Origin of the sequence: Clostridium magnum DSM 2767 (assembly GCF_001623875.1) — a bacterium.
Lineage (GTDB): Bacteria > Bacillota > Clostridia > Clostridiales > Clostridiaceae > Clostridium_AM > Clostridium_AM magnum.
Genome location: NZ_LWAE01000002.1, coordinates 361,512 through 374,376, shown reverse-complemented (window position 1 = coordinate 374,376; position 12,865 = coordinate 361,512). Strand labels below are relative to the sequence as shown.

General features: G+C 30.3%; 11 protein-coding genes. 5 read left to right on the top strand and 6 right to left on the bottom strand.

Annotated elements, in window-relative coordinates; translation table 11 throughout:
• Positions 1-66: 66 nt before the first annotated feature.
• The gene (locus CLMAG_RS09355; protein ID WP_066621421.1) at positions 67-1,092 is read right to left on the bottom strand and encodes an alpha/beta fold hydrolase; all 1,026 of its coding nucleotides are present in this window, start codon (positions 1,090-1,092) and stop codon (positions 67-69) included.
• A 189-nt stretch (positions 1,093-1,281) separates the two neighbouring features.
• Between CLMAG_RS09355 and CLMAG_RS09350 the strand changes: the two genes are divergently transcribed.
• Together CLMAG_RS09350 and CLMAG_RS09345 are read left to right on the top strand one after the other, a co-directional pair.
• The gene (locus CLMAG_RS09350; protein ID WP_066621419.1) at positions 1,282-1,560 is read left to right on the top strand and encodes a hypothetical protein; all 279 of its coding nucleotides are present in this window, start codon (positions 1,282-1,284) and stop codon (positions 1,558-1,560) included.
• A gap of 261 nt (positions 1,561-1,821) precedes the next feature.
• On the top strand, positions 1,822-1,986 hold the full coding sequence (locus CLMAG_RS09345; protein ID WP_066621417.1) for a zinc-ribbon domain-containing protein: 165 nt from the start codon (positions 1,822-1,824) through the stop codon (positions 1,984-1,986).
• 99 nt (positions 1,987-2,085) lie between these two features.
• Here CLMAG_RS09345 and CLMAG_RS09340 read toward each other — a convergent pair whose 3' ends face one another.
• Positions 2,086-3,534, bottom strand: coding sequence for a DEAD/DEAH box helicase (locus tag CLMAG_RS09340; protein WP_066621415.1), 1,449 nt, complete (start codon positions 3,532-3,534; stop codon positions 2,086-2,088).
• A gap of 246 nt (positions 3,535-3,780) precedes the next feature.
• Between CLMAG_RS09340 and CLMAG_RS09335 the strand changes: the two genes are divergently transcribed.
• The 3 genes from CLMAG_RS09335 (at position 3,781) to CLMAG_RS09325 (ending at position 6,733) form a co-directional block, all read left to right on the top strand.
• Positions 3,781-5,010: an amidase domain-containing protein gene (locus CLMAG_RS09335; protein WP_066621413.1), complete on the top strand. Its 1,230-nt coding sequence runs from the start codon at positions 3,781-3,783 to the stop codon at positions 5,008-5,010.
• A gap of 178 nt (positions 5,011-5,188) precedes the next feature.
• Positions 5,189-5,938 carry a polysaccharide deacetylase family protein gene (locus CLMAG_RS09330; RefSeq protein WP_066621411.1) on the top strand — a complete coding sequence of 250 codons (750 nt, stop codon included), beginning with the start codon at positions 5,189-5,191 and terminating at the stop codon, positions 5,936-5,938.
• Positions 5,939-6,031: 93 nt separating this feature from the next.
• Entirely contained in the window at positions 6,032-6,733 is a 702-nt protein-coding gene (locus tag CLMAG_RS09325) for a L,D-transpeptidase family protein (protein ID WP_066621409.1), read from the top strand.
• 155 nt (positions 6,734-6,888) lie between these two features.
• Here CLMAG_RS09325 and CLMAG_RS09320 read toward each other — a convergent pair whose 3' ends face one another.
• From CLMAG_RS09320 to CLMAG_RS09305, 4 genes are all read right to left on the bottom strand, one after another.
• Entirely contained in the window at positions 6,889-7,533 is a 645-nt protein-coding gene (locus CLMAG_RS09320; protein WP_066621408.1) for a hypothetical protein, read from the bottom strand.
• A gap of 170 nt (positions 7,534-7,703) precedes the next feature.
• Entirely contained in the window at positions 7,704-8,465 is a 762-nt protein-coding gene (locus CLMAG_RS09315) for a PD-(D/E)XK nuclease family protein (RefSeq protein ID WP_066621407.1), read from the bottom strand.
• Positions 8,462-10,651 carry an ATP-dependent helicase gene (locus CLMAG_RS09310; RefSeq protein WP_082831861.1) on the bottom strand — a complete coding sequence of 730 codons (2,190 nt, stop codon included), beginning with the start codon at positions 10,649-10,651 and terminating at the stop codon, positions 8,462-8,464. Before CLMAG_RS09310 ends, CLMAG_RS09315 begins: the two co-directional genes overlap by 4 nt.
• 21 nt (positions 10,652-10,672) lie before the next feature.
• On the bottom strand, positions 10,673-12,727 hold the full coding sequence (locus tag CLMAG_RS09305; protein WP_082831860.1) for a UvrD-helicase domain-containing protein: 2,055 nt from the start codon (positions 12,725-12,727) through the stop codon (positions 10,673-10,675).
• Positions 12,728-12,865: the final 138 nt, after the last annotated feature.

The following is a 12,865-nucleotide window of genomic DNA, read 5'->3' as shown; positions in this document are numbered from 1 at the left end:
ATATTAAAACTTTTTCTATTTTACCACTATCCTCTTTTAACATCTCCATATAAGCCCAGGTACACTTCATATTTTACTTATTATTTTCTCATTGATGTAATCAAATATCTTCTGTTTTTTTGTAACTAGACTAGCAGATTTTTTATCATTAATATTTACTTTCAGTAAAATATATTGTGCCAAGAATGATTCAAAAGGAAGCCAACTTGCATGTGTCATTGGTATTATATACCTAGTTGCACCTCTCATTTCTCTAAAAAGCATAGATCTGCTTTTTAAAGGCAGTGTTTTATCAAATAAAGCATCAATAAAAGTTACTTTAGACTTATCAAGGAAATGTGCATAAGAAAGAGGATCTATTCTAAATAGTGGATGTATAAATCTGCTGTTCAATATTTGAGATAAAGTCATATTTTTCACAATAGGATATTGTTCTTTATAAATATTATATAATCTTTCTTTATCATTTAAATAATACTTAGGTTCAAATCCTTTTTCAAAAAGCCTTCGTGCAAAAGCTGTAACACTGGATTCGTGTATTATTTTAGGTATATGACCTCCTGTAGCCATAAATATAGTCTGGTTAATCCTTTTATCTAAAGAAGTAACTATAGATGAAATCATTCCTCCAAGACAGTACCCTACCATGCAATTATTTTCATTCCAAAGCTTTTGCTGCTGCAGTAAATCTATAGTTGATTGGATATCAACTACTGCATGTTCCCAAAACTTATACATTATATTAATATCAGGCCAAATGTAACTTCTTCCACTAACAGATTTATCCTCCACACGAGTATAATTTCCTGGAAGTATTATTATACTCGAATTAACACCTACTGAAGCTAAGTGAGTGCCCATCCACATCATAAACTTTACATTTCTGCTGCCTAATCCATGTAATATAAGTACAGAAGCTCTACTTTTTCCTCTAGGTTCAAAATTGTATATTTCAACATTTTCTGTTCCAGTAGCTGGGTTTTTATATAATGTTTTGTACCTAATATAGCTGCATCTATAAAAAGGACCCTTTAGAATATATCCTTGAACAAAATCAATATTCTTTTTTGCATACGAAAAGTCAATTATCATATTTTCATCATACCCTTGTTATTCATTCTTTAATATTTATATGTAAATAATTTAATAATGCTAACACTTTTTCCCAACATAACATAATATATAGTGCAATCTTTTATATAGGAGAGTGTAAAAATGAACTTTGATCGCTCTAGGTGAGGTTCCGAATGTTCGCCACTTGTAATTAGTGGCAGCGGATCGATGACAGCAGCTCCTCCAACTACACCTCCTCCAGGCTTTATCCCCCTAAAATCTCAATCACAAACATTACCAATGACTGGATTTGGAATTGATCATACTTTATTAAAAGCCTGTATGTTTAAAAAAACATATATATGGTTTAGAGATAACATGTCTTTTTGGGTGTGGATAACTTTCATCGGTGGAGGGCATGCTATAGGTTGGAGATGGAATGGTTCAGACTGGGTTAACTTTGAAATAGACTTAAGAAAAATTGACAATTTTATATGTTATATATAGCCTTTTCTTAAGAATGCATTTAATTTCACTAAAGTTTAAGTAACACATACTCAATATAAGCTAAATTTCCCATATAAAATATCGATATATATGTATTTTAATGTAATATTTCTATTGCATAATACATTGTGATATGGTATATTTGATAAGTAATCAATTTGATTGCAAAGGTTTAATATCATAAACAACATCTCCTTTTTCGGAAAAGTGTTATTTGTGAGTTATTAGATCCTTATTTTTGAAAAAAGGAGGAATGTTGAAATGGCAGATAAAACAATAGCATGTAAAGATTGCGGAAAAGACTTCGTATTCACTGAAGGCGAGCAAGCTTTCTACAAAGAAAAGGGTTTCGAAAATGAACCAACAAGATGCCCTGATTGCAGAAGAGCTAGAAAACAACAAAACAATAGAGGTTTCAGAAGATAATTAATCTTTATTAAAAGGCTGTTGAGTATTCAACAGCCTTTGTTGTTTTATTCAAGAATTAAGTGGAGTTTGAACTCCAATCTAATTGAAATTTCCACCTTATCTCTTAGCTTTCTCAATCTTTAATTTCTTACCTTTTATAGTACCTTCTTTAAGTTTTTCCAGCACTTCGTTTCCATGACCACCCATTATATCCACATAAGTATAGTGGTCATAAATATCTATTACTCCTATAATATCTGATGTTAAACCTGTTGCACCTAAAATTGCACCTACTAAATCACCTGGTCTTATCTTATTTTTCTTTCCAGCCTTGATGTAAAGTGTTGTTATTTCACTACCAACATCAGCTTTCTTTTCTTTTTTCTTTATTTTTATACTCTTTAATCTCAAATTAAACTTTTTAATAGACTCGGTGGTTACTTCTTCTGTTGGAATTTCTCCTTGTGGTATATTATGGCCAATAAATTCTTGTATAGATTCTAAAAATCTAAGCTGATTTGGAGTAACTAAGGTTATTGCCTTTCCTGCTTTTCCAGCTCTTGCAGTTCTGCCAATTCTATGTACATAACTATCTGTATAAAGAGGTATATCATAATTTATAACATGGGTTACATCATCTACATCTATTCCCCTTGCTGCTACATCAGTAGCAACTAGTAAATTAAATTCACCTTGTTTAAATTTATTTATAGTGTCTAGTCTCTCCTCTTGAGTAAGATCTCCATGGAGCTCATAGGCTTCAAAGCCTTTTCTTCTCATTTTACTGGATAACATACCTACATTGGCTTTTGTTTCACAGAATATGATAGCAGAATCCACTTCTTCACTGCATAATATTCTGCAAAGACTGGTAAACTTAAATTTTTCATCCATCATGTAGTATTTCTCATCTATTTTTTCTCCAGTAACTTCTTCAGGAGTAATACTAATTTTTACTGCATCTTTCATGTACTTTTCTGTAATTCTTTCTACCTTCTCTGAAATAGTAGCTGAAAAAAGCATCATTTGTCTGTTACTAGGTGTCTTATCAACTATAGCTTCCACATCATTAATAAATCCCATATCAAACATCTGATCTGCTTCATCAATGATTACAGTATTTACTTTAGAAAGGTCTATGTTTCCTCTTCCTATATGGTCAAGTATCCTTCCTGGTGTACTTACAATTATATGAACTCTCTGCTTTAACACTCTTGTTTGTAAGTCTATAGGCTGTCCTCCGTAAATTGCTGTACTTCTTATTCTTTTAAATTTTCCTAAGTTATCTATTTCCTTTGATACTTGAACAGCCAATTCTCTCGTAGGGGTAAGTACTACTACCTGCACTAATTTTTCTTCCAATTCTATTTTTTCTAATACAGGTATTCCATATGCTGCTGTTTTTCCAGTACCGGTCTGAGATTTTACAATTATATTTTTGCCCTCTAAAGCTGGAGGTATTGCCTCTTGTTGCACTGGTGATGGATTTTTAAAGCCCATGTTTTTTAGTGACTTTAATATATCTTCACTTATATTCAATTCTTCAAAACTACTTATATTTTTCATTTTTAACACCTGTTTCTATAAAAATTTTATTATTACAAAAATAAACTAAAACTTAAGTTTTTTTGCTCTTCTTTATTTTTTTCCTTTTAAGGCTAATAAATACGCTGACATTTTTCTACTATACTACATAATTCTTTCTTACACAACACAATTTTGTATACATCACAATTATTAAAAGAGTAAATACTAAAAAAAGTACATGACATACTTACTTTATAACAATATAAATACAAGGAGGCATTTAACTTGCATTCAAAGAATAGGAAAAAACTTATTATCCATATTTTTATAACTTTATTAATTGTTATATCATCTACTACAATACATAGAAAAAATACAGTTTTAGCCTTACAATCTCCTATTCTCTCATTGCCAGTTAACTCATATGACGAGAATGAATTAAAAACAAAAGTAGAAACCATCTATAATAAACGTTCCTCTGTATTTGTTACAGGAGATTTAGTAGCTTTGAAAGACTATTTTGATACCTCCCAAAAACATGGTCAACGGGCTCATGAACATGAGATAAAACGAGTTAAATATCTACAAGATTGGTCTAAACAAAGAGGCATAAAATTTAATAATGTTCAATCTACAGTTAGAATTAAAAAAATTTATCCTGGGGATAAAGTGCTAAAAATAGCTTTGGAAGAGAGCTATAAGTTTGATTATATCTATCCTCAAGATGTAACACCTGTTACTAATTCCTTTGGAATAGGAATTAGACATACTTTAAGCCTTACTAAAAAAAATGATAAGTGGAAAGTTTATAACGACTGTTACACCGATTGTTTTGAAGATGCATTGCAGGCTTATTCTGGAGAAACACTGGGAAGCCTTATACCTCCTAATTGGCAAGATACTTATAATTCACAGGATGAAAATATCTACCCAAATACATTTAATATGTCAAACTCCAAAAAACTCAATTATAATAGAGAAAAAGCAGTAGAATATGCTGACAAATTTTGTGGAGCTGCTTGGGGCAGTAGAAATGATTTTGACTACAATAAGAAATATAGAGACTTTAATGGTATCGGTGGTGATTGCACAAATTTTGCATCTCAGGTATTAGCGGATAAGGAGGCTGGCGGTCTTCCAATGGATTCTATTTGGCGCTGCCAATATTACCAGTACGGAAATAGTCAAGGCACTACAGCATGGGTGAATGCTGATGGTTTGAAAAATTACTTGATATCTAGCGGTAGAGGAAGTGTTATAAAGCATGGTGCTTTTAAAGAACTTACAGAACCCCAACCAGAATATCCTGGTGGTATTATACAAAAAATTCAATTAGCAGACCTTGTATGTTATGAGAAAAAGGGTAACATTGATCACTTTTCAATAATTACAAGCCATGATTCTCACGGCTATCCTTTAGTTAATTCTCATACTACCGATAGGTATCATGTACCTTGGGATTTAGGATGGGGAGATAATAAAATTAGGTTTTTTCTTATTCATATTAATAGCTAATACTCTATGAAGTGAAAACTTGAATCAGATAGAGTTTCAAACTCCACCTGATTCTTAGTTGAACGAATCCAGGGACGTAACCGCTCTTTACTCCCACTTTGAAGAAGATGGGAGTATTAGAACGGGTAGTCATCGGATAAAAATAACTTTATTGCTAATTAAAAAGGAGGAATAACACTTGAAAACTAAAAAAAACTTAATTTTAATTGCCTTTTTAATATGTACCTATATTTTAGTCAACTATATGTTTCCATCTAAAACTTCAACTCTAAGTGTTGATACTCAATTAAAAGATATAACTATAAATAATGAAAAAAAAATTATTTATTTAACCTTTGATGATGGGCCTAGTGTAGTAGTAACAAATAAAATTTTAGATACCTTAAAAGAACAAAATGTAAAAGCCACTTTCTTCTTGGTTGGTAGCAAAATTCAAGGTAGAGAAGATATCTTAAAAAGAATACATACCGAAGGGCATACAATTGGACTTCACACTTACACTCATAAGTATAGACAAATTTATTCTAGCGAAGATGCTTTTATAGAAGAAATGGATAAAACCTCTGAAGAGATTAAAAAAATTGTTAACATTGAACCTAAAGCAATAAGATTTCCTTCTGGAAGTAAAAAACACTTAAGCGCCAGCCTTCTTGAAAAACTCCATCAGCGTAACTACAAAATATATGACTGGAACCTAAGTTTATCTGATGGAATTGATTACAATACATCTTCAGCCAAGTTATATAAAGAAGCTACTAAAAAATGCATTAATCCAAATAGAATATTTTTACTTGCCCATTGTGATCAACCTAATAAAAATACATGTGATGCACTTCCAAATATAATAAAGTATTATAAGGATTTAGGTTATGAATTTCAACCTATTACTAATGATACTCTTGAATATCATTTTAGAGTATCAAAATAATCAGACTATAAAATTGTAAATTAGAGATCTAAAACTGTATATATTTAACTATAAAATTTTATTATACTAATAGGCTTCTAAGAGGTGTTTTAAATGAAAAGACGTAATTTTTTGTTTCTACTTAAAATATGTATTTTTATATCTATTTCCTTTTTTCCCTTGACTATAAAATCATATAGTGTGAATAATAACTCAGTAGCACTAAAAAATAAATATAGTATACTAGTAGATTTAACCGACTTAAGACTATTTTTGATAAATGAAAATACAAATGAAATAATAAAAAGCTACCCTGTTGCTTGTGGTAAAGCAACAACTCCTTCTCCTATAGGAACATGGGCAATTGTAAGCAAGTCTTCAAATTGGGGTAAAGGCTTTGGCTCACGCTGGATGGCCTTAAATGTTCCTTGGGGCAAATATGGAATACATGGAACCAATAAACCTTTGTCAATTGGTACACCCAAATCCCTTGGATGCATTAGAATGTTAAATCGAGATGTAGAAGACCTTTATGATTGTGTAAATCCCGGTACAATGGTGACAATATATGGCGGACCCTATGGGCTTTTAGTTAATAACTTTAGAACTCTTCTTCCAGGCGCTAGAGGCTCTGATGTATATGAGGTTCAAAGGAAAATGAAAAATGCAGGTTATTATCCATGGGATCTAGATGGTGTTTATGGAGATACTATGAAAAGTGAAGTAATTAGATTTAGAAAGGACAAAAGCCTTTCAATTACTCATAATATAGATGTAGAATTCTATAATAAAATAGACATGATATGTTTTGAATAATAGGATGAGAAAGCTAGCTTACACTACGAGGTATAATACCGCTCTAGTACTCCATCTTCGAGAAAAGCAGAGAGCCCAAATCTCTGATCTGGTGCGAATCACATACGCACCTTGCGATGGAGTATTAGAGCGGCTAGTCATCGGATAAAAAATTTTTAATAATTTAATACCCTTTGAATTTCCTTTGATAACATATCAAAGGCATGCTTATTTCTGTGATCTAAGGCACTGTCAATAAATGCATAAAGTGCATCTAGATATAACTGCTTTCTCTCTGACCTACTCAATGGATTTATTAAGTAACCCATTGAATAATTTAAAGAACTTTCTATTTCTTTTTCAGAATAAATATCCTTTAAAACTGTAATATACACTAACAATTCTTTTCTTAATAAAGTAAAGAATACCTTATTCAAAGAATTATTTTCTATTTTTTCAGAGGATATTTTTATATAATCCTTGTTTAGGAACGATAATGTTATTTTACCACCTTTGTCCACAATAAATTCTGACTTAATATTTTTTTCTGCTTTAAGAAGTTCTCCGTTAAATGAAAGCAAAAACTCCATATAGTCTTCAAAGGATTTCTCAGATAAAATAAAATCATTTGAAACCACTTTAATACCCTGTTTTCTCTTAAAGCATATAGTATAACTGTCCATTTTATTAATACTTTTTTCTCTAGAGATAATCATACTGTCGGTCAATTTATCTAAAGTTCTAGATGGCATTAATTTTATACCATAATGGAACTTCTCAACTTCATTATGTTTAGACAAAATAAATCCATTTATTTCCATAAGATATCTCCCCATTTCATTAATATCTTATGTAATTATAATCGAAAAAAATCATTTTTTGTTCTTTTGCGGAATATTCAAAAAATAATCAAAACCAGCCACTTCCTCACTTAGAGTACTTTATACTTAATTCACCTAACTTAGTAATTTCATCCGATGAGCAGTTACCGTTAACTCTCACTTTCTAAAGAATTAAAACTAACTTTTCCATTATTACAAAAATAATTAAATTCACAAAATTCGCACTGTTTAACATATAATTCCTTATTAAAATCCTTTTCAAAATCATAACTATTAATATTATTTATAACTTCTTCAATAAATTTTTCATTTTTATCATGCTGCAGTTGAGAATAATTTATCTCTATATTTTTTTCTTCATATTGAGGCTGCCAAAAAATCATCTTGATATTTTCAGCATTAACATCTATATCTAATAGTTCTTTACATCTTTCTTTTAAAACATAGGTATACACAATAGTTTGAAATCTCTTCTCCATATCTTTTCTGTTAAGTTTTCTATTTTCAGTTTTCCAGTCCCAAATTTCAACTTGTCCTTGAGGTTTTATAATAATCAAATCATATTTAGCCTGAAGTTTTATATGATTCTTTATCATCTTGATTTCAAATTCAGGAAAGTACAAATTTTCTTCCTTAAGAGGCATTTTGCTTTCAAGAGCCTTGGTCCATCTAATTAATTCTTCACTGCAGTCCTCAATACCAAGAGGAAGCCCAGAAAAGTATCTTTCACAAATCAAATGAAAATTCAAACCTACCTTCATACTTTTGTAATATTCCACATCCATAGGAGAATCATTTTTCCAGGATATATCCTCCATATACTGCATTTTGAACTTAAGTGGGCACTTGCTGAAAGTATTTAAAGAGTTTTGACTATAATAGAAATAGTTTAACTTTCTTATATCCATCATTTTTTATCATCACTCTCCAATCTGTTTTTTTCTATAAATTCCTTAAGAATATTAAAATATTTTGAGGGCTTATCTTTCCTATTACCTTCATTTTCATGATGTGTCATTACCACTAAATATTCTTTAGCTCTTGTTATTGCAACATATAAGAGTCTTATTTTTTCATTTAGCACATCTACTTTAGCTTGAATAAATGGATTGCCATCTATATTTTCTCCAAGTATTCTCCTTATCTCCGCTTTTCCAATGGCTACAGGATTTCTAAGACTATCTTTAAAGTAAAAATAATCGGATCTGAATTTACCACTGAGGGAAGCTGGATAATTATAGTCAGTCAGGCATGCTAAAAATACACAGTCCCATTCTAGTCCTTTAGATTTATGACAAGTAGCTACTGTTACCCTTCCTGGAGCTGGCTCATATCCCTGAAGATCATATATTACATCCGCTACATGCCTAAATACTGAATTCTTATTATCTAAAAGCTGATCTGAAATCTCTTCTAAGGTTAAATCTGGAGTATCCTTTATGGCAAACTTAGCATAAGAAGCAACTGCCTGTGCCATAGCTTTATCTTCAACACTGAGGTTTAATATACTGCTTATATATAAAACTAAATTATCTAGTGAACTCTGATTACACTCTATCATATTTCTTATTATATTTGTCTTCTCTTCAAACTTCTTAAATAAATCACTATGTAGTAAACTTTCTGGAATTGGACTACTAAGTTTCCAATATACTAGATTTTCAACTTTATGCTTTAATATAAAGTTCATCAATAAATTTTTATCATCACTATTTTCCTCTAAAAGAGTATCTATTAAAATTTTAAATTTATAAATATTATCTGGTTCTCCTAAAAAACCTAGTGCATATCCTAGAACATTGGTTACCTTAATTCTTTTTTCTGAGCTAGTTGATAGCTCATCACACTCTATATTCATTCTTCTTAATTCTTTAGATATTTCACTTACATGGTTGTTAAAAGGAACTAGCACGCCTATTGTTTTATCCGGATGCTTAATTCTAAAATTTAATATGGCTTTTAGAGTAGTTTCTTTCACCTTATTCCATGAACTTAAGGTATAGGCATAAATTCCATATTCACTTAGCTCAGGATTTTTAAAGTCTTTCATTCCTGATACCAATGCTATTTTCTGATATGATAAAGCGCCTCTACACTTTTCCTCTGGATGTTCTTCTCTAGTATAGGATACCAAATAATTTGCTAAGTCTATAATTTCTTTCGAACTCCTCCCAGCCATATTCATAACATACTTTCTTTCAGATTGACTACAAAAATCCGAAAAAAATCTAGGATCTGAAGACGTAAAAGTTCCCATAATACTTTGGTTAACATCCCCAACTCTAACTAAGTTCTTGTTGTTATCCGCAAGCAAAGCCAACATCTTACACTGTACTAAGTTTGAATCCTGACATTCATCCTCGAATACAAAACTGTATCTACTCTGAAATTTCTCTCTTAACTTTTCATCCCTCAAAAGAGCCTTATAGGATAAAATCAATAAATCATTATAATCTATATACCCTTCCAACTTAAGCTTTTGTGTATATATATCATAAATATAGGATATAGCCTTAATAATGCTATCCTCCTCTAAATCCTTCTCAATATTCTTAAGTTTTCCTGGAGAAATATCATTGAGCTTAAGTTCACTGATTAGAATATCTACTACACTTAAGAAGCTTTTCCACCAATCAGATCCTTTTTCATCATATTTTTTTGCACCATAGTCTGATAGAAAAGATCTAAATACTCTCTCCCCTCCTCCTCTTCTCCTCCATTCATTAATACATTCATTTAAATAAAAAATCTTTTTTACCTCATCTATTACCCCAAATTCTTCATTAATTCCAACAATGTCTGGTCTATCTCTTAGTATTTTCATAGCAAGACTATGTATGGTCATAACTTCATAAGAATTAGTTGCTGATATTCCCTTATCATTTAACACTGAGCTTATTCTGCTTTTAAAGTTATTTACCGCACTGTTCATATAAGTTACTACAAGAACTTTTCCTGGTTTCTGCCTTTTCTCTTCAATTATTTTTGCTGCCAGATTAGCTACAACAAAGGTTTTTCCTGCTCCAGGAACTGCCGGTACGGCCATTGTACCTCCTGTATATTGCATTATAGGTTTTTGGTCTTCTCTAAAGTTCACTTTTATCACCTCTTTTCTCCATTATTTTCTTTCACTTAAAATATCTATAATCATATCGGAAAATGTACTTTGTTGTTCATATCCATTAATAGAGTACTCACTGCCATAAAAATAAATTTTCTCTTTACATTTTCTCATGAGAGATTTGATTATAGATATTAAATTATTATGCTTATTTTGATCTTCTATTTCATCAGTGTAAATACTATCTATATTCCAACTATTCCTTAAAACATAGGTATTAGTAAGTTCTTTAACACTTCTTGGTGACCACATACTGCTATTTATATCTGCCCATATTTGGGCTTTGCTGCTAAAATTAGATGTAAGAAAGTTATATGGATTAGTTATCACTACCCCATTTAAATTTAAAGTAATTTCTTCAAGCTCTCTTAGAGAATAAAAATCTTGTGCCTCACTTCTTATAAACTTTAAAAACTTTTCTTCTGGATTATCTATTGTATTAAACTGCACTAATACACCGATGAATTTTTCCGCAGTTTCACTTAAATTTTTACATATTGAAATATTATCTTCGGCCCCTGGAAGAACAATCAATAGCTCTAAAAACGCTCTTCTAAAAAGCTCATCTAAAGGCATTCCATTTTCTTTTATTAGCTCCCTATAATTTTCTATCCGTCCTCTTAGATAATTATACTTTTCAATATATCTATCCCCTATTCTATCAATAGTTTTTTCCTCAAACTCCTGCATATTTCCATCTATTATTGCACACTTTGAAAGTATAGATGCTTTTATCAAATCTAAACCTAATATTATAGCAAAAAACTTTCTATAATCATCAACAGTTAAATTAATATCTAAATTTTTATTACAGAGTGCGGCTATTACAATTAAGCAATGTACATAAGGATTATCTACTAGTCTACTTTTTTTAGAGGTATTTATTATACTTATGTCTATATTTTTTAATTTGCTTTGTATTTCATATCCTAATATAAAATCATTAAAAGGCGAAATAACTACTATGTCCTGTGGGTTCATACCTTCTTTTATAAGCTCTTCTATCTTCACTGCTATTTTATCTATCATTTCACTTCTTAACTGTGATGACATATCAGAGTATGCAGGTATCTTACTTTCCCATTGGGACATTATATTTACAGTTCTTTCATTAATTTTATCTACGAAATTTATAAATTCTTTATTACATGAAAAACTTTCGTCTAATTTAATTTTTCCATAATGGAATCTAATATTTTCATTTAGATATTTACTATCAGCACCATAATAAGTACAAAATGCTCCTTCAGGATTATTGAACAAATAAGCTTGTTGCACATTTTCTCTTAAAATATTTATAAGCTCCAATTCAGCTGGTGAAATTTCATCTAAATCATCTACTATGAGATATTTAATTTTCTTTAGATGTTTTCTATAAACTTCATCATTAAGTAGATATTCATTATATAAATAAACACTTATACCATAATCTACTGCTCCCTGCTTTAAAAAACTGTTTATATAATGTTCTATTACTTCATCCATGTGATTATAGGTTTTTCTTGTGATTACTTCTTTAACCTGTAGAGAATTATATAATCTGGTTCCTATTTCATCAATACCAATTAACGATAGGGAAGCTTTGCTTATGTTAGAAACTAAGTCTGATGCTATTCTACTAGAAGTTGATGTTATGTTCATAAAATAGCCTTTTTTCTTTCTAAAATAATCTACTAGTACTTCCATCATATAATTTGCAGTATCTGCTGAAACAAACTCCGGTCTTATTTTACCAGCTCTAACCTTGCTACAGTTTTTCTCTACAATAGGCCAGTACTTTATAAGTTCTTTCCTTACAAACCCCTGATATGTTAGTATTTTCATCTCTCCAGAGTTTTTCAAACATAATTCTCTTTTCCAAGTTAGTCCCTGATACCTATTCATTATAAGTACCAATATATCCTTACTATTAATTTTTTCTTCTTCTACCATATGTATGTACTTTTTTATTGCTAAAGTAGTTTTACCACTAGCAGATTTACCCTCTATCATTATATATTCTTCTTTTGAATTGTTATTTAATATTTTATATTCAGCTTCAGAATACTTCATTTTAATCACCTCACATATGAATGATTTATCACTATTTGTTTATGAAAAACCTAAACTTCATAATTATCTTCATTGTAACATATAGATTTATCCCATGACTACCCGCTCTAATACTCCTATCTCTGGTAATGAAGTGTA

Coding starts and splice junctions, on each gene's coding strand:
- CLMAG_RS09305 (WP_082831860.1), bottom strand. CDS start 12,727: ATGAAGTATTCTGAAGCTGAATATAAAATATTAAATAACAATTCAAAA.
- CLMAG_RS09350 (WP_066621419.1), top strand. CDS start 1,282: ATGACAGCAGCTCCTCCAACTACACCTCCTCCAGGCTTTATCCCCCTA.
- CLMAG_RS09325 (WP_066621409.1), top strand. CDS start 6,032: ATGAAAAGACGTAATTTTTTGTTTCTACTTAAAATATGTATTTTTATA.
- CLMAG_RS09340 (WP_066621415.1), bottom strand. CDS start 3,534: ATGAAAAATATAAGTAGTTTTGAAGAATTGAATATAAGTGAAGATATA.
- CLMAG_RS09355 (WP_066621421.1), bottom strand. CDS start 1,092: ATGATAATTGACTTTTCGTATGCAAAAAAGAATATTGATTTTGTTCAA.
- CLMAG_RS09315 (WP_066621407.1), bottom strand. CDS start 8,465: ATGATGGATATAAGAAAGTTAAACTATTTCTATTATAGTCAAAACTCT.
- CLMAG_RS09345 (WP_066621417.1), top strand. CDS start 1,822: ATGGCAGATAAAACAATAGCATGTAAAGATTGCGGAAAAGACTTCGTA.
- CLMAG_RS09320 (WP_066621408.1), bottom strand. CDS start 7,533: ATGGAAATAAATGGATTTATTTTGTCTAAACATAATGAAGTTGAGAAG.